Origin of the sequence: Enterococcus sp. 9D6_DIV0238, assembly GCF_002174455.2 — a bacterium.
GTDB lineage: Bacteria > Bacillota > Bacilli > Lactobacillales > Enterococcaceae > Enterococcus_L > Enterococcus_L dunnyi.
The window spans coordinates 3,383,896-3,410,491 of record NZ_CP147246.1; the positions used below are offsets into that span (position 1 = coordinate 3,383,896).

At 39.5% G+C, this 26,596-nt stretch carries 22 protein-coding genes; 18 read left to right on the top strand and 4 right to left on the bottom strand.

What is annotated here, in order from left to right; translation table 11 throughout:
* Nucleotide 1 precedes the first annotated feature (1 nt).
* The 4 genes from A5889_RS15940 (at nt 2) to manA (ending at nt 3,622) form a co-directional block, all read left to right on the top strand.
* Nucleotides 2-586 (top strand): guanylate kinase, encoded by a 585-nt coding sequence (locus tag A5889_RS15940; RefSeq protein ID WP_087639758.1) that lies wholly within the window; start codon nt 2-4, stop codon nt 584-586.
* Between the two features lie 141 nt (nt 587-727).
* Nucleotides 728-1,555, top strand: coding sequence for a VOC family protein (locus tag A5889_RS15945; RefSeq protein ID WP_087639759.1), 828 nt, complete (start codon nt 728-730; stop codon nt 1,553-1,555).
* A gap of 13 nt (nt 1,556-1,568) precedes the next feature.
* Nucleotides 1,569-2,576, top strand: coding sequence for a serine hydrolase domain-containing protein (locus tag A5889_RS15950; RefSeq protein WP_176372755.1), 1,008 nt, complete (start codon nt 1,569-1,571; stop codon nt 2,574-2,576).
* 71 nt (nt 2,577-2,647) lie between these two features.
* Nucleotides 2,648-3,622 carry a mannose-6-phosphate isomerase, class I gene (gene manA / locus A5889_RS15955; protein WP_087639760.1) on the top strand — a complete coding sequence of 325 codons (975 nt, stop codon included), beginning with the start codon at nt 2,648-2,650 and terminating at the stop codon, nt 3,620-3,622.
* Between the two features lie 109 nt (nt 3,623-3,731).
* On the opposite strand, the gene A5889_RS15960 is transcribed toward manA, so the two are convergent.
* From A5889_RS15960 to A5889_RS15975, 4 genes are all read right to left on the bottom strand, one after another.
* Nucleotides 3,732-5,882 (bottom strand): C39 family peptidase, encoded by a 2,151-nt coding sequence (locus A5889_RS15960; protein ID WP_176372756.1) that lies wholly within the window; start codon nt 5,880-5,882, stop codon nt 3,732-3,734.
* Between the two features lie 558 nt (nt 5,883-6,440).
* Nucleotides 6,441-7,136, bottom strand: coding sequence for a type 1 glutamine amidotransferase (locus A5889_RS15965; RefSeq protein ID WP_087639762.1), 696 nt, complete (start codon nt 7,134-7,136; stop codon nt 6,441-6,443).
* Nucleotides 7,126-8,478 (bottom strand): Mur ligase family protein, encoded by a 1,353-nt coding sequence (locus A5889_RS15970; RefSeq protein ID WP_087639763.1) that lies wholly within the window; start codon nt 8,476-8,478, stop codon nt 7,126-7,128. Before A5889_RS15970 ends, A5889_RS15965 begins: the two co-directional genes overlap by 11 nt.
* 193 nt (nt 8,479-8,671) lie before the next feature.
* Nucleotides 8,672-9,313: a helix-turn-helix transcriptional regulator gene (locus A5889_RS15975; RefSeq protein ID WP_087639764.1), complete on the bottom strand. Its 642-nt coding sequence runs from the start codon at nt 9,311-9,313 to the stop codon at nt 8,672-8,674.
* A 432-nt stretch (nt 9,314-9,745) separates the two neighbouring features.
* On the opposite strand from A5889_RS15975, the gene ssnA reads away from it, so the two are divergent.
* From ssnA to A5889_RS16045, 14 genes are all read left to right on the top strand, one after another.
* Nucleotides 9,746-11,080 (top strand): putative aminohydrolase SsnA, encoded by a 1,335-nt coding sequence (ssnA, locus tag A5889_RS15980; RefSeq protein ID WP_087639765.1) that lies wholly within the window; start codon nt 9,746-9,748, stop codon nt 11,078-11,080.
* Nucleotides 11,081-11,203: 123 nt separating this feature from the next.
* Nucleotides 11,204-14,209, top strand: coding sequence for a putative selenate reductase subunit YgfK (gene ygfK, locus A5889_RS15985; protein WP_087639766.1), 3,006 nt, complete (start codon nt 11,204-11,206; stop codon nt 14,207-14,209).
* A 50-nt stretch (nt 14,210-14,259) separates the two neighbouring features.
* Entirely contained in the window at nt 14,260-15,642 is a 1,383-nt protein-coding gene (gene hydA, locus A5889_RS15990) for a dihydropyrimidinase (protein WP_087639767.1), read from the top strand.
* 53 nt (nt 15,643-15,695) lie between these two features.
* Complete coding sequence (gene dpaL, locus A5889_RS15995) at nt 15,696-16,889, top strand: diaminopropionate ammonia-lyase (protein WP_087639768.1); 1,194 nt, start codon at nt 15,696-15,698, stop codon at nt 16,887-16,889.
* Between the two features lie 6 nt (nt 16,890-16,895).
* Nucleotides 16,896-18,212 (top strand): YgeY family selenium metabolism-linked hydrolase, encoded by a 1,317-nt coding sequence (locus A5889_RS16000; RefSeq protein WP_087639769.1) that lies wholly within the window; start codon nt 16,896-16,898, stop codon nt 18,210-18,212.
* A 120-nt stretch (nt 18,213-18,332) separates the two neighbouring features.
* Entirely contained in the window at nt 18,333-19,526 is a 1,194-nt protein-coding gene (gene ygeW, locus A5889_RS16005; protein ID WP_087639770.1) for a knotted carbamoyltransferase YgeW, read from the top strand.
* Nucleotides 19,527-19,824: 298 nt separating this feature from the next.
* On the top strand, nt 19,825-20,763 hold the full coding sequence (arcC, locus tag A5889_RS16010; RefSeq protein WP_087639771.1) for a carbamate kinase: 939 nt from the start codon (nt 19,825-19,827) through the stop codon (nt 20,761-20,763).
* A gap of 39 nt (nt 20,764-20,802) precedes the next feature.
* The gene (locus tag A5889_RS16015; protein ID WP_087639772.1) at nt 20,803-21,183 is read left to right on the top strand and encodes a RidA family protein; all 381 of its coding nucleotides are present in this window, start codon (nt 20,803-20,805) and stop codon (nt 21,181-21,183) included.
* A gap of 97 nt (nt 21,184-21,280) precedes the next feature.
* The gene (locus A5889_RS16020; protein WP_087639773.1) at nt 21,281-22,600 is read left to right on the top strand and encodes a nucleobase:cation symporter-2 family protein; all 1,320 of its coding nucleotides are present in this window, start codon (nt 21,281-21,283) and stop codon (nt 22,598-22,600) included.
* A 102-nt stretch (nt 22,601-22,702) separates the two neighbouring features.
* A complete protein-coding gene (locus A5889_RS16025; RefSeq protein ID WP_087639774.1) occupies nt 22,703-23,287 on the top strand; it encodes a nucleoside-triphosphatase in 585 nt (194 codons plus the stop codon).
* A gap of 64 nt (nt 23,288-23,351) precedes the next feature.
* Nucleotides 23,352-23,726, top strand: a complete 375-nt coding sequence (locus A5889_RS16030; RefSeq protein WP_087639775.1) for a winged helix-turn-helix domain-containing protein — start codon at nt 23,352-23,354, stop codon at nt 23,724-23,726.
* Entirely contained in the window at nt 23,723-24,733 is a 1,011-nt protein-coding gene (locus A5889_RS16035) for an XdhC family protein (RefSeq protein WP_087639776.1), read from the top strand. Before A5889_RS16030 ends, A5889_RS16035 begins: the two co-directional genes overlap by 4 nt.
* Before the next feature lie 30 nt (nt 24,734-24,763).
* Nucleotides 24,764-25,789 carry a FecCD family ABC transporter permease gene (locus A5889_RS16040; protein WP_087640409.1) on the top strand — a complete coding sequence of 342 codons (1,026 nt, stop codon included), beginning with the start codon at nt 24,764-24,766 and terminating at the stop codon, nt 25,787-25,789.
* Nucleotides 25,790-25,805: 16 nt separating this feature from the next.
* Nucleotides 25,806-26,585 (top strand): ABC transporter ATP-binding protein, encoded by a 780-nt coding sequence (locus tag A5889_RS16045; protein ID WP_087639777.1) that lies wholly within the window; start codon nt 25,806-25,808, stop codon nt 26,583-26,585.
* Nucleotides 26,586-26,596: the final 11 nt, after the last annotated feature.

The following is a 26,596-nucleotide window of genomic DNA, read 5'->3' on the forward strand; positions in this document are numbered from 1 at the left end:
AATGACAAACCCTTCATTACAACATCTATTTTTTATTATTATCGGTCCAAGCGGCTCTGGAAAAACAAAGGTTGCAGAAGCTGTTCTTCCAAAAGATTATAAAGTGATTTCTCACACGACCCGACTAAAGAGGCTGGGAGAACAAGGGGGAATCGATTACTATTTTGAAACACAAGAACAATTCCAGAACTTGATTCAGTCAAATGCTTTAGCAGAATATGATACCTATAATGGACAAAAATATGGAGTGGGCATTGATGAACTGCTGCGTAAAACATCGAAACATTGTGCGTATGATGTTTTAACCTTTCAGGGATTTGAGGCGATCGAAAAGCTGTTTAAACCGATGGTGGTTCCGATTTTTTTAGATGTATCTAAAGAGAATGTGATGACACGATTACAGGAAAGAGGAGATTTGCCTGAGATCATTAAGGAACGTTCTGCTTTATATGATCAAGAAATCAAAAATAAAGAAAAAATCATACACTATCCTCAACACTTCATTATAGATGCAAACCAGCCATTTGATTGTGTTGTGAAGAGTTTAGCTCACATCGTCGAAGAGTGCATAAAAAAACATGACTAGGCAAGTTTATTTTTTATAGAGCAAGTAGTTTAGTGCTAAAAATGCTTTTTGTACGACCTTTATTGATAAGCGTATTTGCTTGCTGAAATCAGGAGACACGTATAAAATAAACTCTAGGAGACATTCGGAGGGGGAAGTCGAATGGAGAAATTTATACTATCGAAAGATGTCTATGTAGAAACGGTTGCAATTCGGATAAAAGATGTAGAAACGATGGTCAGCTTTTATAAGAATGTGTTGGGTTTTGTGTTAAAATTAGAAGAAAATAATTTGTCTATTTTTGGTTCTCTGAAAAGAGACAGTCGATTACTTATATTAGAAGAAACAGAATCTGAACAGGTGGAAGTAGATGAGAAATCTGTCTGTTTTTCTTTGTTGATTCCAACATTGGAAGAGTTCAGCAGTCTTTTGCGGCGAATTACGGTTCATGATTATCCAATTACATGCGCCATTCAGCAAAATGGTCGAAAAAGTGTGTTTTTAAGTGATCCTGAAGGCAATGATATCGCTATTACGTATAATGATGAAACGAAGCAGACGGAAACGTCATTGCAGGAACTGGATATTCAGCATTTGATCAAATCTAGTAAAGTTTTATACACGAATCTGTCTCCAGAAGTCAGATTGGATCGAGTGAAATTATATGTTGATGATAAGTCAGAACACTATCATTTCTATCAAGAAATTTTAGGGATGGTTCCTAAATCAGATAGTGAAGATACATTAGCGATCAATGATCATAATTTTTTTATTCATTTGGAGCATTCAAAGCAGTCAAACAAAAAAGCAACAACAAAAGATACTTTAGGGATCGATTTCTTTGTGCTGAATGTTGATCAGGAAGATGAAATGATCCGCTTGAAAGGGCACTTGGAAGAACAAAATCAGGCATTTTTTATCGATAATAAACGAACGATATTAACTATTTACGATCCAAGTAATATTGAATGGTGGTTTGTAAGAAACTAAGAGGGAAAATAAGATGTACGATAGAACAAAAGAAAAAATCACACAGCTCATGAATCAAGGAACGTTTTCAGGTGCGAGCTTTTCATTTATCATAAACGGCTACAGTGAAGATCATACGTGGGGCAGTGCTCAAGTCATTCCAAGCATAGAGCCGCTTACGCCTTCACTGCTTTTTGATGTGGCTTCTTTGACGAAAGTCATTTGTACTACAACGGTTGTTCTTCAATTATTGGAAGAAGGCCTGATCGATCTAGATCAACCATTTAACAACTATTTACCAGTGTTCAATGATGAAAAAATAACGATCAGACATTTATTGACTCATACATCAGATATTCAAAGCTACATCGAGAACCGTGACGAATTATCTAAAGAAGAATTGCGGGAAGCATACTATCATGTTCGGTCTGGCGATCAGCTTGGAAAAAAAGTAGCCTATACAGATACTGGAACGATACTTCTAGGCTTCATGTTGGAACATTTGTTAGGTAAGGATGCTATCGTTATCTTTAAAGAGCGAGTGCTAGAGCCTTTGGGTATGAATGACAGTTGTTTTTTACCGAAAGAGTCTTTGAAAACTGTCCCAACCGAAAAGCATCCAGTTAGAGGACTTATACGTGGGCAAACTCATGATCCAAAAGCGTTGGTTTTAGCTGAACATGCTGGAAATGCTGGATTATTTACAAATTTAGCTGACTTAAAAAAATTTGTTGGCATGTATCTGAGACAAGGGTTGGCTGGTTCTAGAAGATTGTTGAAAAAAGAAACGATTGTCTCACTTTTATCGGATCAAACACCCGATAAAAAAGGACACCGTTCACTAGGTTGGGATTTAAAAGATGACAAGGAGAAGCGACCGTTATTGTTCCATACAGGGTATACAGGGACCTTTTTACTGATTGATGTCCTAAAGCAAGAAGCGTTTATTTTTCTTTCAAATCGTGTTCATCCGATTGATCGAAGAGCAGACTATATTCAAAAGCGCGATGAACTGATTCAAATATATTTAAAAGAAAAATAACAAGCAAAGATGAATCGCTTTCTTTTTAGTGGTATAATAAATTCGAGCAAAAATGGAAGGAGTCTCAAACAATGCAGCAACCTTTATTTTTAACACCTGTTTTTCAAGAAAAAATTTGGGGTGGGGATCGTTTACATACCGTATTCGGTTTTGATCTGCCTAGCAACAAAATTGGAGAGGACTGGGCGATCAGTGCGCATCCTCATGGCGTAAGCGTCGTGGAAAATGGTGAATTTGCAGGACAGAAACTTGATGATCTATGGACCAACCATCGTGAATTATTCGGTAATGCTAAAGGAGATGTATTTCCTTTACTGACGAAGATTTTAGATGCAGAGGATGATTTATCTGTACAAGTTCATCCAGATGATGCCTATGGTTTGGCTCATGAAGGAGAATTAGGGAAAACAGAATGCTGGTACATTATCGATGCAGAACCAGGTTCAACGATCATTTATGGTCACAACGCGAAGACTCGTGAAGAACTTGAAACATTGATCAAAGAAGGTCGCTGGGATGATTTATTGCGGAAGGTTCCTGTAAAAAAAGGAGATTTTTTCTATGTCCCAAGCGGAACGATCCATGCGATTGGTAAAGGCATCATGATTTTAGAAACACAACAAAGTAGTGATACGACTTATCGTGTATATGACTATGATCGAAAAGACGATCAAGGTCAGACGCGTGAATTGCATATTCAGCAATCAGTAGACGTGACCACAGTTCCGGCGAAAGATGCGCAATTAACTATTCAGCAGCAAAATCAAGGACAATCAAGCATCGTTACCTATTTAAAGACAGCATTTTTCAATGTCTATGAATGGCAAGTGAAAGGTATCTTGAAGTTAACGAAAAATGCGCCGTACACTTTGGCTACGGTCATTGATGGTGCTGGGAATTTGGTCGTCGAAAATGAAGATGGAATGAAAGCTGAAAGCTATGAGTTGAAAAAAGGCAGCAGTTTTATCCTACCAAGTGATATAAAAAAATGGCGTATTGAAGGTGATGTTACGATCATTGCGTCTGAGCCTGGTGAGAATGCGTAGGCATCTTGGGATTGTTTAGAAATGTTTGAATCATTAGAATAGATGAAATATATAAAGAACCTGCCTGTGTTTATATAGGCAGGTTCTTTATGACTAGTTGCTTTGAATATTACCGAACAATGACGGCTCCTTTAGTAAGATTATATGCTTTCTCAAAAACAGCATAGTCGACCCAATATTTTCCTTTAGCTGGATCTGAAACTAAATATTTCTTGGTTTTGCTGTTATAGCCTGCTAAGGTCATGATATGGGCATTGTCTACTCCTTTGCCCCAAAAATAGTAGCCGTAAGTTGGAGATTCAAAATTATAAGTGACATACACAACGATCGGACGTCCTAAAGTTAGCTGCAATTTCAAATCAGAAGCAGAGCTGCCAGAAATATTCTGTACGTTGCCATATTTTTTGCCCCAAGTTGTTAATGGTTGTGCAAAAATCGATTGGTAAACGCCATTTGTCATAATTATATATGGGTTTCCAGCAAATCCGTTATTAGGGTCATTATTGTATGAGATCGGCATTTCATTAAGAAATGCTGTTAAAGTATAGTTTTTGGCATAGCCTAATGTTTTGAGAGCTTGCAATAAAGAGGCTGCTTCACACCCCATAGGCACATTTGAAGCGTATTGGTTGATGAATGGTACATTCAATTCTGCCGATTTATTTTCCCAAAAGCTTTTAGAAAGGGACGGAGCTTTATGTTCTTTTCGCACAAGTTGGATTTCTATAGCTTCTAAACGCAAACTAAATCCTGAACTGCCGACAATCCCGCTGTTTTTATTCCAGCCTGAATTTCCTATTTTCTCAATGTGCCCTCGATAATAGACATCGAAATGTTTGGCTAATTCTCCAGTCAGTCGCACATCATAAGCCTCTACACGTTTCGATTGACCTGTGGTTCCACTTAGCTTATTATTCGCTACGTATTTTTGCCAGCCAATGTTTTGAACGTGCGTTCTATATTCGATACTGCCAGATACTGGGGCATTACTGACGTTTACTTTGATTGCTTCTACACGCTTGCTTTGACCGATAGATCCGTTTGGTTGGCCACTCGTACTTGGCGCTTGCCAGCCTTTATCTTGGACGTGACTTTGGTAAGAAACTGTAGGCTGTTTGTATTGAACAAAGGGACGTTTTACTGGACCAGGTGAAGCGGCCCCTTTTTTGACCAATTGGATTTCAATGGATTCTAATTGATAGCTGAAACCTGCTGTACCAGCATTTTGTCCGTTACTGGTCCAGTCCAACCAGCCAAAATTTTTTGCATGAACTCGATAATAAACATCGAAGTGCTGAGCCATTTCTCCAGTCAAACGAATACTCAAGGCCTCCATTCGTTTCGACTGCTTCATCGTGCCAGTCATTGCATTATTGGCAACATACCCTTGCCAGCCAATATCCTGCACATGACTGCGGTATTCGATCCCGCCTAAAACAGGCAGATTGTCTACTGCGATCTTCATTGCTTCCATACGCTTTGATTGACCAGTTGTTCCACTCAATTGACCATTCATTTTGACGCCTTGCCAGCCGATATCTTGGATATGACTTTGGTATTTTATATTTGGCTTTTTATATTGAACAAAGGGGCGGGGTGTTGTACCAAGTGCCGTTTGCCTTTTTTCTACTAGTTGAATCTGGAGTCCTTTGATATCATAAGAAAAACCGGTCGTACCAGCATTTTGTCCATTCGTTGCCCAATCCAGCCAGCCAAAATTTTGAACCTGTAGTCTGTAGTAAATGTCATAGGTTTCTTTGAGTGTCCCAGTTAGCTGGATTTGGACTGCTTCCATCCGTTTTCCAGAGACGCCGCTAATGCTATCGGTATCAGCAAAATTTTGCCAGCCGATATCTGCTACATGAGCACGGTATTGCACAGTACCTAATTCTGCAGAAGCACCTTCGAGAGTTATTTTGAAAGCTTCAATTCTGCTATTAGGGTATTCTACGATCGCGCCATTGTTTTGTACAGCTTGCCAGCCTGATTGTTCATTGTAAATTGAATAAGTGAGAGACATTGGCGCTGCTTTTTCTGCTGTAGGTTCTGGTTCGGATGTGGTAGTACTTTCAGAGCTGGTCGCTGTAGGCTCCGTAGTACTTTCCGTGCTCTGTACTACTTGTTCACTAGTTGTCGTTTCAGTTATTTCATCTTCAATGGTAGTTTGAGACTCGATGACTACCTCTTCAGATGAAGCACTAATTGTGCCAAATGTAAAAACAGCAACAACCCCAATTAGCAAAAAAAATGAGTTCTTCATCATCGTTACCTCCAGTTGATTTATTTAGATACCAGTCGCAAATGTATGAGTGTTCTGTGAGGATAATTTGTTCTTTTTTTATTATTCTCATTCGCTCTTTTAACTTTAGCATATTACGACTTTTACTGCACCACTTAGCCACAGGGATAAAGGGGAACACTTTTATGGCAAAAAAACAAGCTATATGTATAATGATTAGCTATAGTAAAATAGGGAAGAGGTAGGTTGTTTGATTTTCAAGTAGACTTGTGAGACTATCTTTCAAAAATGGAATTCTAGCTGTTCTTATCATATCATTATAGGATACTTTATCTTAGAAATTACGTTGAGCGTACTAAGGTTAGTAAGACTAAAAGAACTGGCTGTTATAAAAAGGATCAGTAGAGGAATGTAAAATATATCGGTTCAAGCTGAGCGAATGAGTACAGGCGATCGAAGTATAATCACAGCACACAAAAGAGCCGTAAGCAGGTGTTATCTTCTTAATAACAGTTGCTTACGGCTCAATTTTTAATAAAAATTCTTGTATTTTATGGATCGATCCTATGGTGATTGTTATTAAGCTAGAATCATTTCCTCAGGAATGACAAAAGGTTCTCCGTACTTTTTTTCCAAAGCTGTCTTGATCAATCGGATACCAAGATTTTCATTTCTAGCCAAGATCGGACCATGGAAGTAAGAGCCAAAGACATTTTTGTAGATGACACCCTCAGAACCATCTTCATTATTATTGCCTTTTCCTTGAACAACATTTCCAAGTGGACGCTCACCTTTACCCAAAAAGGTTCGGCCATTATGATTCTCAAAACCATAATATGTTTCGTTGAATTCTTCATTATGAATAACGATATCCCCAATGTAGCGGTTATTGTCTTGACTTAATGTATAGTGATCTAAGGCACCAATACCGTGGATTTTTTCCCCTTTAGCACCCATATAATAATGCCCAAGTAATTGGAAGCCGCCGCAGATCGCCAGCATGACGCCATCATTCTCGATATATTCTGTTAATGTCTCTTTTTTTGTCTGAATATCATCCGAGATGATCAGCTGTTCAAAATCTTGACCTCCGCCAATAAAGACTAAATCATATTTTTGGGGATCAAAATCTTCATAAACACTGACGATCTCCGAACGAAAAGTCACATTCATTTTTTCAGAAAGGTATTTAAGCATCAACAAATTTCCGTTATCACCATAGGTATTCAGTAAATTTCCGTATAAATGACAAACAACTAATTCTTTAGGCACCATTCATTCCTCCTTGAATATAGCCTTGAGCAGCTAATGATTTTCGTAACTGTAAAACTGCTGTGTAGGTTGCTAGAACGTAAACATGTTCTGTTGGCAGCTCTTTGATCGCAGCAATTACATCATCTATCGCAGGGATTTCTCTTAATTTGTCCTCTGGAATGCCCGCAACTTTTAAACGCAGAGCCATATCCTGATGGCGGTCGCCACCTGCAATCATCTCTGGAATGTCCATTGTAGCCAATGCTTCATGATCTCCGTCCCAGATCCAACTCACATCGATCCCGTCTGCGTAATTCGCATTAAGTAATGAGACCAGTGAGAAGGAGTATGGGGCAAGCCCCATCATATCGATAACTTGATTGATACCTACAGGATTCTTCACCAAAATCAAGGTACATTGTTTTCCTTCGATGGTGATGACTTCTTGACGGCCAAAAACTTTTTCATCGTAGCTTAAACCTGCTCTGATTTTCTCAGGTGCAACACCATAGTGTTCAGCTACTGCTGTGGCTGCTAAAGCATTATACACATTATACATTCCACCAACTGCGATGTTGTATTCTGCGCCATCGATCACAAAATCGGCAGAAACGTTATCCATTCGAACCATCTCAGTTAATTGAACATCTAATTCTGGACGATGGAAGTCGCAATTTGGACAATAATATTTTCCTAAATTCGCATACGTGATCATTTTGTAGTGTAAGATATGATGACACTTAGGACAAAGCAAGCCGTCTGTATTATAATGCGCCATCTGTTCTTCATCTGGCTGGTGATTGAAGCCATAATATTTTCTAGGATTGATCGTTTCAATGGAATTGAAGATCGGTGAATCACCATTACATAAAATCGGTGCGTTTGGTGCTTGCGCAGCACCATCGACGATCAATTTGTACGTTGTATAAATTTCGCCATAGCGGTCCATTTGATCACGAAAAATATTTGTAAATAAAAATAGTTTTGGTTCAATATATTTAGTTACACGGCTTAAGCTGGCTTCATCGATTTCAAGAACAGCAAACTTTTGTTTTGCTCCTTTATTTTTGGCAGATAAAAAGGTTGAAACGATGCCTTGCTCCATATTTGCCCCAGTTGGATTCGTCAAAACATGATCGAATTCTTGTCTTAAAATATTAACAGTCAAAGCTGTCGTCAATGTTTTTCCGTTTGTTCCTGTGACAACGATGATTTCATAGTCTTTTGCTAATGTATCTAAAATTTTAGGATCGATTTTTAATGCTAATTTTCCAGGGTAGCTGCTGCCGCCTTTAAAAAATGTTTGTAATAACCATTGAGAAGTTTTTCCAGCAAAAATCGCTGCATGGCTTCTGATTCCCATAAAGTGACCTCCAATTTGTCTCAATTATTCGTGTCTAAAGACAACAATAAACTCAATCTATAATAACACAACTGAAAAAAAAAATTAATTCCTTTTGCTTTTTCTTACTATAATATAAAGAATTTATACTAACGTATAAAAAAAGTGACTGGTCGTTCCTTTAAAAAAGGAATCTACCAGCCACCAGATTTGATTATTTCGCATCGATATAGCTATATAACGTGTATTTGGAAATATTAAAGAAATTAGCGACTTTATCTCCAGACTTTGTGACTAAAAATGCGCCCTTATTATTCAAAAATTGAATACACTTTACTTTATCATCTTTGGTCATAAGCGGAACAGGTTTGCCCACTAATTTAACAGATTCTTCGATCAGGTCATCTAAGAGTTCGTTGATGTCTTGAGGAATATAATCTGGCTCTTTGTTGCTGTCTTCTTGTTCATCAATTGAAATCAAAGATTTTAAGGTAGATTCAGCCGCGATCAAAGAGGTGATATCATAATTGATCGCAAAAATTCCGTCTAAGCTTCCGGATTTATCTTTAAAATAAATGGTGCTTGATTTTAAGATTCGTCCGTCGTGGGTTCTTGTTAGGTAATTGATGTGGTCAACTAAATCAGCTGGATCTTTTTTCAACGCCTCAAGAACGACTTGAGAAGGACCATCTCCAAGCTGACGGGAAGAAACATGACCGTTTTCAATGGATACAATCGTATTGTTTACATTGTCTTCATTGATTTTGTGGATCACTATTTCACAGTTTTCGCCAAACTGACCTGCCAAGGCTTTGGCAACTTGCGTAAGAAAAATTAACTTTTCATCTGAAAGCATAAGGTTCTCCTTTCTAATGTGTATAAAATAATAAAACTCGATAAGTAAGATAGTTCTTTGATTTATAAGCCCTAGATACGAAAATCAAGAACGAATATATGTACTCCAATAAACAAAGGAAAGTCTTTTATCAGTTTCTGTTTGTAATAATATCATGCGCCAATTTATAATACAAGACAATGGTCACGATGCACTAAAAAATATTTTTTAGGTAGCATTGTTTTTTTTTAGGTTAAGTGGTATAATTTACTCGAGTTAGAGGAAATAGTTTGCTGAAAGCAATGATGCGAACGCTTTCATCTGTTTTTAGAATAACAGAAAAAAATCGAACAGCCAACTATTTATACTTTCGTGAATAGTTGAACTAGTTATTTTGTAAGCGATTACTTATTTGTGGAAAATTAAAAAATTGAACTTATAGGAGGAGCAATGATGTTATTAGTTGGAAATGGACGGTTGATTGCCAGAGATGCACAAGGAACTTTTTATGACGATGGATGTGTAGCACTTGAGGGAACGACGATCAAAAAAGTAGGCTCAACAGCTGATCTGCGTAAAGAATTTCCAGAGGCTGAATTCATAGATGCCAAAGGCGGTGTGATCATGCCGGGATTTATCAATATGCATAATCATATCTACAGCACATTTGCCAGAGGCTTGAGCATCAACGGGTATCATCCAAAGAATTTTATGGACATATTAGAAGGACAATGGTGGCGGATCGATCGTACGTTGAATTTAGATGACTCTTATCATAGTGCAAAAATTGCCTATCTGGACAGTATCAAAAATGGGGTCACAACGGTTTTCGATCATCATGCAAGCTATGGCGCGATTGAAGGAAGCTTAACACAACTATCAAACGCAGCAGATGAATTAGGTGTTCGAACTTGTTTATGCTATGAGGTTTCTGATCGAGATGGGGAAGAGAAGATGAAAGCAGCTGTAAAAGAGAATGCTGATTTTATCAAAGCGAGTGCTGCTAGAAACGATGATATGCAAAAAGCAATGATGGGCATGCATGCAGCGTTCACTTTATCAGATAAATCGCTAGAACACTGTGCTGCCAATACTCCAGAAGGCGTGGGGTATCATATCCATATCGCAGAGGATATTGCAGATGTTTATGATTCATTGAAAAAACATGGGAAACCGATCATCAATCGTCTCTTCGATCTTGGCATTTTAGGCAAACAAACGATGGCAGGTCACTGTATTCATATCGGTCCTCATGAAATGGAAATTTTACGAGACACAAACACTATGGTTGTGACGAATCCAGAGTCAAATATGGGCAATGCAGTTGGGTGTCCGCCAGCAATGCGGATGTTTAATAACTATGGTATTTTAATGGGGCTTGGAACAGATGGCTATACGAATGATGTCACTGAATCCTATAAAGTCGGCAATATCATCCATAAGCATCATTTAGCAGATCCTAATGCTGCCTGGGCAGAAATTCCTGAAATGCTTTTCAATAATAATCCTAAAATGGCGAATCGCTACTTTGAAAAGAAACTAGGGGTTTTAGAAACAGGTGCAGCAGCAGACGTGATCGTTTTAGATTATAAAGGCCCGACACCGATGACAAAAGATAATTACAATTCTCATATTCTTTTTGGAATGAATGGCGGAGCTGTAACAGATACGATCATCAATGGCGAGATTCGTATGAGAAATCGTGAAGTTCAAGGGGTTGACGAAGCAAAAATTTGGCATGATGCACAAGCGCAAGCACAAAGCCTTTGGAACAGAATCAACGGTTGATCGTTAATAATGAATTAGCGTAGAAACTTTTTTCAGGTTGAACACTGAGACAATTAGCTAAATGAGGGCTCTTTGTTCAAGCTGATCTTAACAAAGCAGAAAACTAAAAAAGGAGTGACACACATGAGTGATATCATGCATCCGATCTCGGTCGATGGGTTATTGAACTGGATTTTAAACGAATATAAAAATGAATCAACTATTTTCGGTGTACGAAAGTTTTACAAAGCAGACCCTACTAAAACAATTCCGCTTTTTGGTGAAAAAATGGAGACACCGTGTGGTCCTGCTGCTGGACCGCATACGCAATTATCACAAAACATCATTGCTTCTTATTTAACTGGTTCACGTTTTTTTGAAGTGAAAACAGTACAGATCATCGACGGAGAGGATTTGCCTGTTAGTAAACCTTGTATTACTGCGGCTGATGAGTGTTATAACGTCGAATGGTCGACAGAATTAAAAGTACCGCAAGCGTATGATGAATATGTCAAAGCATGGTTTATTTTAAAACTGTTGAGTAAAGAATTGGGATTGGGCGATCCGGACGGGTTTATTTTTAACATGAGTGTTGGATATGACTTAGCAGGAATTCAGTCTCCGAAAATTGATAAATATATTACCGATATGCAAGATGCACAAGGCACACCGATTTGGGCAGAGTGTATTGAAGCTGCGTATAAGTATTTGCCGCAGTTCAAGCATATTGATAAAGCATACATTGACAGCATCAGTCCAAACGTGTGTCGTTCCATCACATTATCAACATTGCATGGTTGTCCTTCAGATGAGATCGAGCGAATCACGACCTATTTATTGGAAACGAAAGGTCTTAATTCATTCATCAAATGTAATCCAACGATGCTTGGTTATGAATACACACGTCAAACAATGGACGATTTAGGTTTTGATTATATGGTGTTTGATGATCATCATTTCCTAGAAGATCTGCAATTTGAAGATGCAGTGCCGATGCTGCAACGACTGCAAAAATTAGCAGACAGCAAAGGATTGAACTTTGGTGTGAAAATCACGAATACTTTTCCTGTGGGGATCGCAGAAGATGAGCTTCCTGGAGATGAAATGTACATGTCAGGGCGGTCATTATTCCCGTTAAGTATTTCTCTTGCCAAAAAATTATCAGATGCCTTTGATGGCAAACTGCAAATTTCATACTCTGGCGGAGCAGATATTTTTAATATCAAAGACATTTTTGATGCTGGGATTTGGCCGATCACGATGGCAACGACATTATTAAAGCCGGGCGGTTATCAACGAATGAATCAGGTGGCCAATTTATTGGGTGATTCGGATTATCCAACGGATGTGCAAGTAAACTTGGAAAAATTAGGGCGAATCGTTGAGAAAGCAAAAACGCAAAGTCGCTATAAAAAATCGATTAAATTACCAGAAAGTCCTAAGCTTCGGACAACTGTTCCATTGACAAACTGTTATACAGCTCCATGTCGAAGTGATGGCGGCTGTCCAATCAATCAGGATATTCCGGCTTACCTCCGTTATGTGAGCGAAGGCAACTATTTAGAAGCACTGAAAGTGATCGTTGATAAGAATCCGTTACCATTCATCACTGGAACGATTTGTGCTCATCCATGTATGACGAAATGTACACGTCAATTCTATGAAGGCTCGATCAAGATCCGTGAAGCAAAACTGGAAGCCGCTGAGCATGCTTATGATGAATTAATGGCTTCGATGACGAAACCGGTTCGTAAAGAAAATGCTGTTAAAACGGCAGTTGTCGGTGGGGGACCTGCTGGAATTTCGGCTGGCTTCTTGCTTGCTCGTGAAGGAATGCCGGTAACCGTTTTTGAAAAAGCTGATACGATCGGCGGTGTTTGTAGTCAAATCGTTCCAGAATTCAGAATTTCAATGAAATCTGTTCAAAATGATGTTGAAATGGCGAAATTCATGGGCGCGGAATTTAAAACAGGTCAAGCTGCACCAAGTTTAGAAGAATTGAGAGCACAAGGCTACACGAATGTCATTTATGCGATCGGTGCCTGGAAACATGGCAAATTGAGACTTGAATCAGGAGAAGCAATAAACTCACTTGAATTCTTAAAAGCAAATAGAGAAAACACTCAAGTCAATCCATACGGTGAACAAATCGTCGTTGTCGGCGGAGGAAATACAGCGATGGACTGCGCAAGAGCAGCCACTACGCTGCCAGGCGTGAAAAAAGTTTCTGTCGTTTATCGTCGTGACAAACGAAATATGCCGGCGGATGAAGAAGAATTGTACTTTGCTTTGGAAGATGGGGTGGAATTTTTAGAACTGTTGTCCCCAATCAAATTGGAGAACGGTCTACTGACTTGTGAAAAAATGCGTTTAGGTGAACGTGATGCTTCGGGGCGTCGTAGACCAGTTGGTACAGGTGAATTGACAGAGGTTCCAGCAGATACAGTGATTGCGGCAGTTGGTGAAAAAGTCGATACTGATTTTTACCAATCGATCGGCATTACAACTGATCAGTATGGAAAGGTTGTTTCAAATCAAGAAACGCTTGAAACAAATTTAAAAGATGTTTACGTGATTGGTGATGCGAATTTAGGTCCAGCAACGATCGTCGAAGCAATTGCAGATGCGACAAAAGCTGCCAGCAACATTTGCCAAATCCATAATGAACATTATGAGCAAACAAATTTGAACAGCGACGTTGCTTCAGTTCGCAATAAACGCGGCATTCTTGAACCAAATGAAGCACTGTGCGGCCAAGCTTCAAATTGCCTGGAATGTTCAACGATTTGTGAATCTTGTATGGATGTTTGTCCAAACCGCGCCAATATCGTTGTAACGGTGAAAGGGCAACCGCAGATCGTCCATGTAGATCGGATGTGTAATGAATGTGGTAACTGTGAGACCTTCTGTCCTTACGCAAGTGCACCATACAAGGACAAATTCACATTGTTTAATACCGAAGCTGATTTCAACGATAGTACAAACTCCGGATTCTATGTGATCGATTCGAGAGAAAAAGTTTGCTTGGTTCGTTTATGGGGCAATGTTTCAACTATTCGTTTGGATCAGGCTGACCTTGATATTCCGGAAGACTTAATTGAATTGATGGATACGATGATCGAAAGCTATGATTATTGTATGCAAATGTAAAAGACATGAGTTGCCCAAAAAACAACTTCTGAATCGATGGAGGTTAAGATATGTCTATTCTTTTGAAAGGCGGAGTTGTAGTCTCCGCAAAAGATCGTCGCCAGCTGGATGTCAGGCTGGACGGTGAAACGATCATTGAAATGGGAACAAATTTAGCAATAGGTGAGTCCGAGGTAGAAGATGTCACAGGATGTTTTTTACTACCGGGATTTATCGATGCGCATACACATTTAGAATTGAATAATGGAAAAGGTTCGATGGGGACAGCTGATAATTTTTACACAGGCAGTAAAGCCGCTGTTGCCAAGGGAACAACGACCGTTATCGATATGGCCACACCAAGCAAAGGCAGTTCGTTGAAAGACTGCCTGGCTGCTTGGGATCATTTAGCTGAAGGAAATAGTTCATGTGATTATACGTATCACATGTCGATCATTGAATGGAATCCTGAAATCAAAGCAGAGATCAAAGCGATGATCGATGCTGGAATCACTTCTTTCAAGATGTATATGGCTTACGATAATCTACGAACAAAGGATGCTGAAATTTTTGAAGCAATGCAGGAAATTCGAACGTTTGGAGGCATGCTTGGTATCCATTGTGAAAATGGCGACATGGTCAATGAAATGATTGCTAAATTTGTAGCAGAAGGAAAAGTAAGTCCTCATTATCATCCGCTAACGAGACCAGACTCTGTTGAAGCAGAGGCGGTAGAGCGTTATCTGATGATTGCTGATCTAGCAGATTTGCCAGTGAATATTGTGCATCTTAGCACAAAACGTTCTCTAGAAGCTGTTCACCGGGCCCGTGAAAGAGGGCAAAAAGTGTATGTTGAAACTTGTCCGCAATACCTAGTTTTGGACGAACATCTGTATGATGGTCCGGATTTTGAGGGAGCTAAATACGTTTGCTCACCGCCGTTACGTTCGTTAGAAGATCAAGCGGCTTTATGGGCAGGTGTTATTGAAGGGACAATCGATACGATCTCTACCGATCATTGTAGCTTTAATTTCGAAGGACAAAAAACGATCGGAAGAACTGATTTCAGTAAAATTCCAAATGGGATGCCCGGTGTAGAAACAAGGCCGGAACTGATTTATACCTATGGTGTAGCAGCAAATAAAATCACCCTAGAACGTATGGTGGGGCTTCTTTCAGAAGACATTGCTAAGCAATTTGCATTGTATCCGCAAAAAGGTGTGATCCAACAAGGCAGTGATGCAGATATCGTTGTTTGGGATCCAGAAAAATCGGGTGTGATTTCTGCGGCGACACAGCTGCAAAATGTGGATTATACCCCCTATGACGGTTTTGAAACAAAAGGAGCTGCTCGTTCTGTCTATCTTAGAGGGCAAAAAGTTGCTGAAGAGGGGCAGATGATCAATGAGAAAAAAGGTCGATTTGTTTTTAGAACGATCGGTCAAAATAAGTAATGGAATCAATCAACCCATGTTGATTTAAATAATAAATACGGAGGGGAACATTTTTGGAAAAAATAAAATGGACGGCAAATGAAATGCCTAAAACAGACGATCAGTATTTATCACTGATGTCGAAGGATTCGATTGAAAAAGCGTTGGCTTTTCATCAGAGTTTTCCGCAATATAGCCAAACGCCATTGGCTGAAGTAAAAAATATGGCTGAATATTTAGGATTAAAAGACTTCTTTGTTAAAGATGAATCCTATCGCTTCGGATTGAATGCCTTTAAAGTACTTGGCGGTTCATTTGCGATGGCAAATTACATTGCAGAAAAATTAGGGAAAGATGTATCTGATCTGACCTACGATGTTTTAACCTCTGATAAGCTGCGTGATGAATTCGGTCAGGCAACATTCTTTACAGCAACTGATGGAAATCACGGGCGTGGTGTTGCCTGGGCGGCAAATAAATTAGGGCAAAAATCAGTTGTGCTAATGCCGAAAGGTTCAACACAAACACGGAAGGAAAACATTGAAAAAGAAGGCGCCAAAGTCACGATCGAAGAAGTCAATTATGATGAGTGCGTTCGGATGGCGAACAAAATGGCTGAAGAAACTGAAAACGGTGTCATGGTCCAAGATACTGCGTGGGACGGCTATGAGAAAATCCCGACCTGGATCATGCAAGGCTATGGAACAATGGCTTTAGAAGCATCTAAACAATTAGAAGAAGTAGGGAATAAGCGTCCAACACATGTATTCGTTCAAGCAGGTGTGGGAAGCTTAGCTGGGGCAGTCGTTGGGTATTTCGCCAATTTGTATCCGGATAATCCTCCGACCATGGTCGTTGTTGAAGCACAAGCTGCAGATTGTTTATATAAATCGGCGATCGAAAAAGACGGCAAGATTCGTTTTGTTGAAGGAGATTTACAAACGATTATGGCAGGGCTTGCCTGCGGTGAACCAAATACGATTTCATTCGATATTTTGGAAAATCACACGTCTGTTTTTGTTTCAGCACCAGATTGGGTTTCAGAAAAAGGAATGAGAATGCTCGGAGCGCCATTAAAAGGTGATCCGCAAGTGATTTCAGGAGAATCAGGAGCTGTAGCAATGGGCTTAGTAGCAACTGCTATGAGAGATCCTGAGTACAAAGAATTACGTGATGTCTTGAAACTGGATGAAAATTCTACCGTCTTGATGTTTTCAACAGAAGGCGATACAGATCCAGATAATTATAAAAAAATCTTATGGGGGTAATGGTAAATGGATTTCAAAGCAATTAACGCAGCAGCAGAAGGTTACAGAGCAGACATGATCAAGTTCTTACGTGATCTTGTAAAGATTCCGGGAGAAAGTGCTGAAGAAGGCGCAAAAATGGATCGTGCGAAAGCAGAAATGGAAAAACTAGGATTTGATAAAGTCGAAGTTGATCCTCAAGGAAACTTATTAGGATATATGGGAACTGGTAAAAAGCTAATTGCTTTTGACGGACATATGGATACAGTTGGAATCGGTGAAATGAGCAACTGGGAATTCGATCCATATGACGGGTACGAAACAGATTCAGAAATCGGCGGCCGCGGCACGTCTGACCAAGAGGGCGGGATCGTTTCCGCTATCTACGGCGCAAAAATCATGAAAGACTTAGGACTATTATCTGAAAAATATACAGCATTAGTTACAGTGACTGTGCAAGAAGAAGACTGCGATGGCTTATGTTGGCAATATATCATCAAAGAAGACAACATTCGTCCAGAATTTGTTGTGTCGACTGAACCGACAGATGGCGGAATTTACCGTGGGCAACGTGGGCGTATGGAAATCAAAGTTGAAGTTAAAGGTGTTTCATGTCATGGCTCTGCACCAGAACGCGGAGACAATGCGATTTATAAAATGGCAGATATTTTACAAGATGTGCGTGCATTGAATAATAATGGCGACACAGAAAGTACAGCGATCAGAGGTTTAGTTCGCATGCTTGATCCAAAATACAATCCGGAATGGAAAGAAGCTCGTTTCTTAGGTCGCGGAACCGTTACAGCTTCGCAAATTTTCCACTCTTCTCCAAGCCGTTGTGCAGTTGCTGATGGTTGTACTGTTTCATTAGACCGCCGTATGACTGCAGGCGAAACATGGGAAAGCTGTCTAGAAGAGATTCGTCAATTACCGGCAGTTAAAAAATATGGTGATGATGTTGTTGTATCAATGTATGACTATGATCGTCCATCTTACACAGGCTTGTCTTATCCGATCGAATGTTACTTCCCAACATGGGTGATCCCAGAAGACCATGGTGTAACGAAAGCATTGATGGAAACACACAGAAATCTTTACGGGGAAGAACGTGAAGGCTCAAAAGAAACTATTGAAATGCGTAAAGCACGTCCGCTTCTTGATAAATGGACCTTCTCAACCAATGGTGTATCGATCATGGGCCGTAACGGCATTCCATGTATTGGATTCGGACCTGGTGCCGAAGCACAAGCACATGCGCCAAATGAAAAAACATGGAAAGACGATTTGGTTCGTTGTGCAGCAGTTTATGCTGCATTGCCAAGTGTTTATTGCGAAAACAACTAAGTTATCTCGCAAGAAAGTGAGTCTCAAAAAAAATAATAGGAATCATCGAATGATCGTCCTGATGAGTAAAGGACATCAGGGCGGTCCTTTCGCTATTACTAATCAAAAGGGAGAAATAACATGGAAACTTTTAACGAATATATTGCAAAATTGGACAAATTAGAATTTGATAAAATGTACGAAAATGACTTTTTCTTAACTTGGGAAAAAACACGTGATGAACTAGAAGCGGTCTTTACAGTAGCAGATACGCTACGTTATTTACGCGAAAACAATATCTCTACGAAAATTTTCGATAGCGGATTAGGAATTTCTTTATTCCGTGACAACTCAACGAGAACTCGTTTTAGTTTTGCATCTGCTTGTAACCTTTTAGGATTAGAAGTTCAAGATTTAGATGAAGGAAAAAGTCAAATTTCTCATGGTGAAACGGTTCGTGAAACAGCAAACATGATTTCATTTATGGCAGATATCATTGGGATTCGGGATGATATGTATATCGGTAAAGGAAATGCCTATATGCATGAAGTATCTGAATCTGTTCAAGAAGGACATAAGGATGGCGTATTAGAACAACGTCCGACATTAGTCAATTTACAATGTGATATCGATCATCCGACACAAGCGATGGCAGACGCACTTCATTTGATTCACGAATTTGGTGGCGTTGAAAACCTTAAAGGCAAGAAAATCGCTATGACTTGGGCTTATTCTCCATCTTACGGCAAACCATTATCAGTTCCTCAAGGAATCGTTGGTTTGATGACGCGTTTAGGGATGGATGTTGTTTTAGCTCATCCAGAGGGCTATGAGATCATGCCGGAAGTAGAAGAAGTAGCGAAGAAAAATGCTGCTGAATCAGGCGGTTCATTTACGAAAACAAACAGCATGGCAGAAGCGTTCAAAGATGCTGATGTTGTTTATCCTAAGAGCTGGGCACCATTTGCAGCGATGGAAAAACGCACACAATTATACGGTGAAGGCGATCAAGCTGGGATCGATGCGCTAGAAAAAGAATTATTAGCAGATAATTCCAACCATAAAGATTGGGAATGTACGGAAGAATTGATGAAAACGACAAAAGACGGCAAAGCATTATATATGCACTGCTTGCCTGCTGATATCACTGGCGTTAGCTGTGAAGAAGGAGAAGTAGCTGCCTCTGTCTTTGATCGTTACCGTGTTCCTCTATACAAAGAAGCTAGCTACAAACCATATATCATTGCGGCAATGATCTTCTTAAGTAAAGTGAAGAGCCCGCAACAAACATTGAAAGAGCTTGAACAAAAAGCGACACCGAGAGAAGTAAAATAAACGGTGTAAAGATCATTGGCATGAAGTGAGATGCTTTTTCTATCAATGATGATAGTTATTAGTAAAATAATTTGCTCTCTTTTAGAAATACCATTGAAATGATAATAAGACCTTTCCAAGTCCATTTATATTGGCTATCGGTTAAGAAAAGTTTGTTTTGAGACGAATCTGCTGTCCACAGGTTCTGACCACTTCATGCACAATTCAGATTTTTCTTAACACTCATTGACAGGATTTATTGAAGAGAAAGCATCTTACTTTTTTACTAAAATATCGAAACGATAAGGTGGATGATTGAATGGTAAAACGAGTAGTCGTTGCCCTTGGCGGAAATGCCTTAGGGGATAATTTAACAGAACAAATGACCGCAGTCAAAGAAACATCAAAAGCAATCGCGGATTTGATCGAAGCAGGATATGAAGTGATTTTATCACATGGGAACGGTCCTCAAGTTGGGATGATTCAATTAGCGATGGAAGAACTTTCCTTAAGCAATCCTGAAAAATACCCAACAGTTCCATTATCGGTCTGCGTAGCCATGAGTCAAAGCTATATTGGGTATGATTTACAAAATGCTCTTCGGGAAGAATTGCTAAGCCGTGATATCACACAGCCTGTAGTAACGGTGATCACTCAAGTCGGTGTAGATCCAAAAGATCCAGCTTTTGAGCGTCCAGCAAAACCGATCGGACGTTTTATGTCTAAAGAAGAAGCCGATCAATTAGTGAAAGAGAAACACGTAACAGTCGTTGAAGATTCAGGTAGAGGCTATCGCCAAGTCGTTGCTTCACCAAAACCAAAAGAAATCATTGAAGTTGAAACGATCACATCATTGATCAAGTCTGGCCAAACAGTGATTGCTTGTGGCGGCGGTGGAATTCCAGTCGTTAAGGAAGGCAATCATTTGAGCGGTGTTCCAGCAGTGATCGATAAAGACTTTTGTAGTGAATTACTAGCAGAATTGGTAGATGCTGATTTATTGATCATTTTGACAGCTGTTGAAAAAGTATGTGTCGATTTTGGTAAACCAACACAAAAAGAATTAACGAATGTTACGATCGATGAAATGAAACAACATGCCAAAGATGGTCAGTTTGCGCCTGGATCGATGTTGCCGAAAGTTGAAGCAGCGATTCAATTTGCAGAATCAAAACCAGGACGTAAAACGTTGATCACTCTTTTAGAAAAAGCGAAAGATGGGATTCTTGGTAAGACAGGAACAACCATTCAACAATAAAGAAACTAACGAATTCAAATAGGAATAGGAGTGAAGTAGATGACAAATAAAATGATCAATTCAGCAAATGCACCAGCAGCAGTAGGACCGTATTCACATTCTGTATTCGCAGGACAGACACAATACATTTCCGGACAGTTAGGACTTGATCCTGTAAGTGGTGAAATGAAGGAAACAGTTGAACAACAGGCAGAACAAGCACTAACGAATCTAGGAGCTATTCTTAAAGAAGCAGGTATGACCTATGACCATGTGGTAAAAACAACGGTCTTTTTAAAGAATATGTCAGATTTTGCTAAAATAAATGACATTTATGGAAAATACTTCTCAAACACTCTTCCTGCTCGTTCGTGTGTAGAAGTATGTGAGTTACCAAAGAACGGACTTTTTGAAGTAGAAGCAATCGCAGTCAAAAATTGATTTTTGAAAGACTTTCGTAAAGAAAAGGGTTGCGGATTTTTGAGACTCGTTAAGTGCAGTCCTTTTTAAAATAAAAAGAGAAGAAGGAAACTTGCCTATGAGTGAAAAGGAAGAAAAGGCATTGTTCGAATACGATGCCAAGTTATCGATCAAAGAAGCTGTTCCGATGGGCTTACAACACGTCGTAGCAGCAGTCGTTGGGATCGTTACACCAGGGATCATGATTGCCAAAGTTTGTAATCTGGATTCCGGTGATACAACGATCATGATTCAGACATCGCTGATTTTTTCAGCAATTGCTACGTTGATCCAGCTATTTCCGATTTTTGGGAAGGTTGGTTCTAGACTGCCTGTGATGATGGGAGCGAGTTTTGCTTATGTACCGATTCTAATGGCTATTGGGGGAGATTTCGGTATTGCCGCAATATTTGGGTCACAGTTAGTCGGCAGTATCTTGGTTATTTTAGTTGGTTTATCGATTAAAAAAATTCGGATATTGTTTCCTCCGCTAGTTACTGGTACAGTTATATTGAGTATTGGATTATCTCTATTTCCAGTAGCGATCAAGTATATGGCCGGTGGTGCCGGCAGTCCTGATTTTGGTTCTGCTCAAAACTGGCTGGTGGCGTTACTGACATTTGCAGTAGTCTTTTATTTTAATTATTTTTCTAAAGGGTTTCTAAAATTGTCGTCCATTTTAAACGGAATGATCATTGGTTATATCGTATCGTTAGTTTTAGGGATGGTCGATTTTGGCCCTGTACAAGAAGCATCAGTGTTTCAGGTGATCACACCGCTTTATTTTGGGCTTGATTTTCAACTCGTTCCAATTTTGACTTTAGTGGTCATGTTTATTGTCGATGCCGTGCAGGCGATCGGTCAGTTTACAGCTACGACTGTTGGTGCAATGGATCGCGAGCCAACGGATAAAGAGCTTTCCGGTGGAATTATGGGAAGCGGTTTCTCAAACTTTATCGGCAGCTTTTTCGGTTCAGTTCCAGTCGCTACTTTTGGTCAAAATGTTGGGTTAGTAACTGTAACAAGAGTGATCAATAAATATGTGATGGTTTTTGCTTCTGTCATTCTGTTGGTCGCAGGATTTGTTCCAAAAGTCGCTTCGATCTTGACAACGATTCCTTATGCTGTGATCGGCGGGGCAACGATTTCTGTTTTCGCTTCGATCTCAATGACAGGTATTCGGATGATTTCCTCTCAAGAATTAACACCAAGAAATACAGGTGTCGTTGGAATTGCCTTAGCTTTTGGGATAGGTGTGACATTATCTGTTGGTAGCTTGAGCGGATTTCCACCTTGGGTGACAACGATTTTTGGCAACTCAGAAGTTATTTTAACAACGATCGTTGCAGTGCTCTTGAATGTGCTTTTGAAAGAAGAAAAAGAAGTAGCGCTTGAGTAACTGTAAGGATTTTCTCCTTAAAGGTAATAAATGGATTGAGGCGAAAAGTTGATTTTTGCCTCAATACCAATTGGAATAATGGGCAAATAAAGGGAGGAAAGAATGAGACATTTTTTTCTACAGGGTGATAAATTTATCGGGAAATCGACGATGCTGCAAAAAATATTACAAGAACTGGCGATTCCAGTCGGCGGGTTCTATGTCGAGCGAAGGTGGGATGCACTGGGAAACATTACTGGTTTTGAACTAAGGGCAGCAATGGACTTATCTTCGTCTGTAAAAGTTTCTCAAAGCAATGAGGATCATTATTTTATTTATACTGAAAATGGAAAACGTTATCATAATCTAGCGGTTTTTGAAGAATTTGGCTGTGAATTGCTTCGTAAAGCGAGACGATCAGAGCAAGTCATACTTTTAGATGAAATCGGTGGAATAGAGCTCTTGTCAGACAAATTCACTAAAGAGTTGCTGACAACGATTCAACGATCAAAAAAAATTCTAGGGGTATTTAAGTCTGAAAAAAATTATCAAAACCAAAAGCAGCATACTCTAGAGAAACTTGAAATCAGTCATCAACGAGAATTATTAAAACAAGAAATTATTAAAGCTAATGGAAAAATCATGTCATTGACGCAAGAGAATCAAGACTCGCTAGAAGCTAAGCTACGTCTTTTTTTGAAAGAGTAATTTTTTTTGCTAGCCGTTATCTTTCTTGAGGATAACGAAAATGATCAAAAAAGGAGGGGACGATATGGAGGAAAAAGAAAAATTCAATTACACACTTAATTTGAAGTTGCGTACGAATCGGATATTTTTTGGCCCAGGCGTTGTAGAGTTGCTCCAGAGGATCTCTCAAACCGGCTCTTTGAATACCGCAGCCAAACAGATGAAAATGTCATACAACAAAGCTTGGCGAATGATTCAAAAAGCGGAAGAGGAATTAGGCTATCCATTGGTGCATAAAAGTGTCGGAGGAAATAATGGCGGAGGGTCTGTAGTAACAAGAGAAGGAAAACGCTTGACTGCCAAATTTTTACTTTTTCAAAAAAAGACCTATCATATCACGAATCAATACTTTAATGAAATATTCAGTGAGGATTTAGAAAAGTTGGAGGAAAAAGCATGAAGGAGATTTTTGACCGATTGTCTCAGGCAATCAAGAATAAAAATGATACTGTTTTAGTTTCAGTCATTGCAAGTTCTGGTTCAACACCACGAGGAGAAGGGGCACGAATGCTGATCGATAAAAACGGGCGGGTTGCAGGAACAATCGGCGGCGGTGCTGTTGAATTCCGTTCGGAACAGCTGGCAAAGGAAGTACTGAAAACGAAAGCAGCAAAAATTGAGACGTTTATTTTAGCGCCGAACGATGTTGCAGACTTAGGCATGGTTTGCGGCGGCAATGTAGAAGTACTTTTTCAATTTATTGATTGCCAGGAACCAAGTGTTAGTGTCATTTGTCAGAAGTTTAACCAGCACTACCAAGAGAATCGACCGTGTTGGCTGATTTCTGAAATAGGTGAACAACCGTCGAATCATTTAACTTTTTATAGTCGTGAAACTGGATTTTATAATGAGGAATCGAAAGAACTTCAGAAGCTTATGTTTAAACAAGGAATGACGATTGTTTCTGATTCAGACAAGCGATTTTTAGTTGAATCTCTTATAAACACTGGGAAAGTATATATATTCGGCGGTGGACATGTTGCACAAGCGTTGGTTCCTGTACTGAAAACATTAGACTTCTACTGTGTTATACTGGATGATCGCCCCGAATTATTAACAAAAGAATATTTTCCGGAAGCAGACCAATGTGTTGTACTCGATCTAAAAAATATCATGGATAAGGTCGAGATCACCGAAGAAGATTATGTTGTTGTTATGACAAGAGGGCATCAATTCGATTTTGAAGTGTCGAAGCAAGTTTTGAAGACAAACGCATACTATATCGGTGTGATGGGAAGTAAGCATAAAATAGCAATACAGATCAAACGGTTGAAAGAATGTGGATTCGAGACTGAGGAGATCGATCGGATCAATATGCCGATCGGCTTAAAAATAAAAGCAGAAACACCGGCAGAGCTTGCAATAAGTGTTGCTGGAGAGTTGATCATCAAGCGGGCAGAAAGATAAAAGCCTCTTTTGGGAGTGGACACAGTGGAGATGCGTCAATCATTATCTAAGCACAAAAAAATCATACTTTTGGGAACGATCCTTCTCTTTTTTATTGTACTGATCGTCTCCTTTTTACTGGGAAAATATCCGATCACACTGACTGATTTTTTGCGCGCAGTGATCAATAAGATAATTCCGCTGGAGCAGACTTGGAGTACTCAAGTGGAAACCATTTTATTTAAGATTCGTTTTCCTAGAATTATTATGGCGGCAGTGATCGGCAGTGGCATTTCAGTTGCTGGTGCGACCTATCAGGCCTTGTTCCAAAACCCAATGATTTCACAAGACATTTTGGGTGCTTCACAAGGAGCAGCCTTTGGTGCTGCAGTCGGATTGTTCTTTTCATTGACCTATGAACAAGTGATTTCTTTATCGTTTTTCTTTGGCTTATTGGCTGTCGCAGTTGTTTTGCTATTGAACCGCTGGCTAAAAAGTAAGTCTGTGTTGAACATGGTTTTGATTGGGATGATGATCGGTTCGTTGTTTTCGTCTGCTGTTTCATTTTTAAAACTGGTCGGCGATCCAACCAACACACTTCCTGCAATCACTTATTGGCTGATGGGCAGTCTATCTGCAATCAAAATGCAGGATCTTCATTTTGCTGTGCCGCTTATTTTAGCTGGCATGATACCGATTTTTCTCCTGCGCTGGCGTTTGAATGTCCTTTCATTAGGGGAGGAAGAGGCCTTGAGCCTAGGTGTTAACAGTAGACAATTACGAATTGTTTTGATTACAGCGGCAACACTGATCACAGCGGCTGCAGTTTCTGTTAGCGGTTTGATTGGCTGGGTCGGTTTGATCGTTCCTCATTTTTCACGTTTAGTTATAGGGAACGATCATCGCTATAGCATTCCTGTGAGTGCTGTTTTAGGTGGTACATTTTTGTTGTTTGTTGATGATTTTTCTCGCCTGCTCTCGACAAGTGAAATTCCGATCGGGATACTGACTTCGTTTATTGGTGCACCGATTTTTCTTATTCTGATTGCTAAAAGTACTCGTGCTGTTAACGCTTGATTTTGGAGGGATCGATATGCTGCAAGTGATAGATCTAAATTTTTCGTATAGAAAATCAAAAATATTAACGAACATCTCTTTTGAGTTGGACTGCGGACGATCCGTTTGTTTACTAGGAAAGAACGGGGTTGGGAAAAGTACATTGTTTAAATGCTTACTGAACATAGTAAAACCAACCTCGGGAGTGATCAAGATAGAAGGAAAAGAGCTTCAGCATTACTCAAGAAGTCAACTTTCTAAGTGCATATCTTATATTCCTCAGACGCAAAATGGACAAACAGGATTTACCGTTTTTGAAATGGTATTGTTGGGGACGACCTCTCGTTTGAACCATTTTCAGCAACCTGGAAAAACGGAATATGATTTGGCAGAAGCTGCATTAGTTGATTTGAACATTGCACACTTAAAGCAGAAATTGTTTTCTGAAATCAGCGGAGGCGAGCAACAATTAGTGATCATTGCCCGTTCAGTTGCTCAACAGAGTAAAATCATCATCATGGATGAACCGTGTGCGAATTTGGATTATGGCAATCAGATCATGGTGCTGGAGATGATTCGAACCCTTAGTAAAAAAGGCTATTTGATTATTCAGGCTACCCATGACCCTAATCATGTATTGCAGTATGGGGATCAGGTATTGATTTTACAAGAAGGAAAGTTGCTTGTTCAAGGAGCACCAAAAGAGGTATTGACGAGCCAACGATTGGAGGAAATTTATCAGGTGCCAGTCATTGTGAGAGAGCTGGAAATGGAGCAGCAACGAATTTGTTTGCCTAAAAAGAGAACGATCAACTAGAAAGAGAGAAA

Bases quoted from the DNA above. Each gene is read 5' to 3' on its own strand.
- A5889_RS16020 (WP_087639773.1), top strand. From the start codon at position 21,281: ATGAGTGAAAAGGAAGAAAAGGCATTGTTCGAATACGATGCCAAGTTA.
- A5889_RS15945 (WP_087639759.1), top strand. From the start codon at position 728: ATGGAGAAATTTATACTATCGAAAGATGTCTATGTAGAAACGGTTGCA.
- A5889_RS16025 (WP_087639774.1), top strand. From the start codon at position 22,703: ATGAGACATTTTTTTCTACAGGGTGATAAATTTATCGGGAAATCGACG.
- ygeW (WP_087639770.1), top strand. From the start codon at position 18,333: ATGGAAACTTTTAACGAATATATTGCAAAATTGGACAAATTAGAATTT.
- A5889_RS15975 (WP_087639764.1), bottom strand. From the start codon at position 9,313: ATGCTTTCAGATGAAAAGTTAATTTTTCTTACGCAAGTTGCCAAAGCC.
- A5889_RS15940 (WP_087639758.1), top strand. From the start codon at position 2: ATGACAAACCCTTCATTACAACATCTATTTTTTATTATTATCGGTCCA.
- A5889_RS16045 (WP_087639777.1), top strand. From the start codon at position 25,806: ATGCTGCAAGTGATAGATCTAAATTTTTCGTATAGAAAATCAAAAATA.
- A5889_RS15965 (WP_087639762.1), bottom strand. From the start codon at position 7,136: ATGGTGCCTAAAGAATTAGTTGTTTGTCATTTATACGGAAATTTACTG.
- arcC (WP_087639771.1), top strand. From the start codon at position 19,825: ATGGTAAAACGAGTAGTCGTTGCCCTTGGCGGAAATGCCTTAGGGGAT.
- A5889_RS15970 (WP_087639763.1), bottom strand. From the start codon at position 8,478: ATGGGAATCAGAAGCCATGCAGCGATTTTTGCTGGAAAAACTTCTCAA.
- manA (WP_087639760.1), top strand. From the start codon at position 2,648: ATGCAGCAACCTTTATTTTTAACACCTGTTTTTCAAGAAAAAATTTGG.
- A5889_RS16040 (WP_087640409.1), top strand. From the start codon at position 24,764: ATGCGTCAATCATTATCTAAGCACAAAAAAATCATACTTTTGGGAACG.
- A5889_RS15950 (WP_176372755.1), top strand. From the start codon at position 1,569: ATGTACGATAGAACAAAAGAAAAAATCACACAGCTCATGAATCAAGGA.
- A5889_RS16015 (WP_087639772.1), top strand. From the start codon at position 20,803: ATGACAAATAAAATGATCAATTCAGCAAATGCACCAGCAGCAGTAGGA.
- A5889_RS16030 (WP_087639775.1), top strand. From the start codon at position 23,352: ATGGAGGAAAAAGAAAAATTCAATTACACACTTAATTTGAAGTTGCGT.
- A5889_RS15960 (WP_176372756.1), bottom strand. From the start codon at position 5,882: ATGAAGAACTCATTTTTTTTGCTAATTGGGGTTGTTGCTGTTTTTACA.
- ygfK (WP_087639766.1), top strand. From the start codon at position 11,204: ATGAGTGATATCATGCATCCGATCTCGGTCGATGGGTTATTGAACTGG.
- ssnA (WP_087639765.1), top strand. From the start codon at position 9,746: ATGTTATTAGTTGGAAATGGACGGTTGATTGCCAGAGATGCACAAGGA.
- A5889_RS16035 (WP_087639776.1), top strand. From the start codon at position 23,723: ATGAAGGAGATTTTTGACCGATTGTCTCAGGCAATCAAGAATAAAAAT.
- A5889_RS16000 (WP_087639769.1), top strand. From the start codon at position 16,896: ATGGATTTCAAAGCAATTAACGCAGCAGCAGAAGGTTACAGAGCAGAC.
- hydA (WP_087639767.1), top strand. From the start codon at position 14,260: ATGTCTATTCTTTTGAAAGGCGGAGTTGTAGTCTCCGCAAAAGATCGT.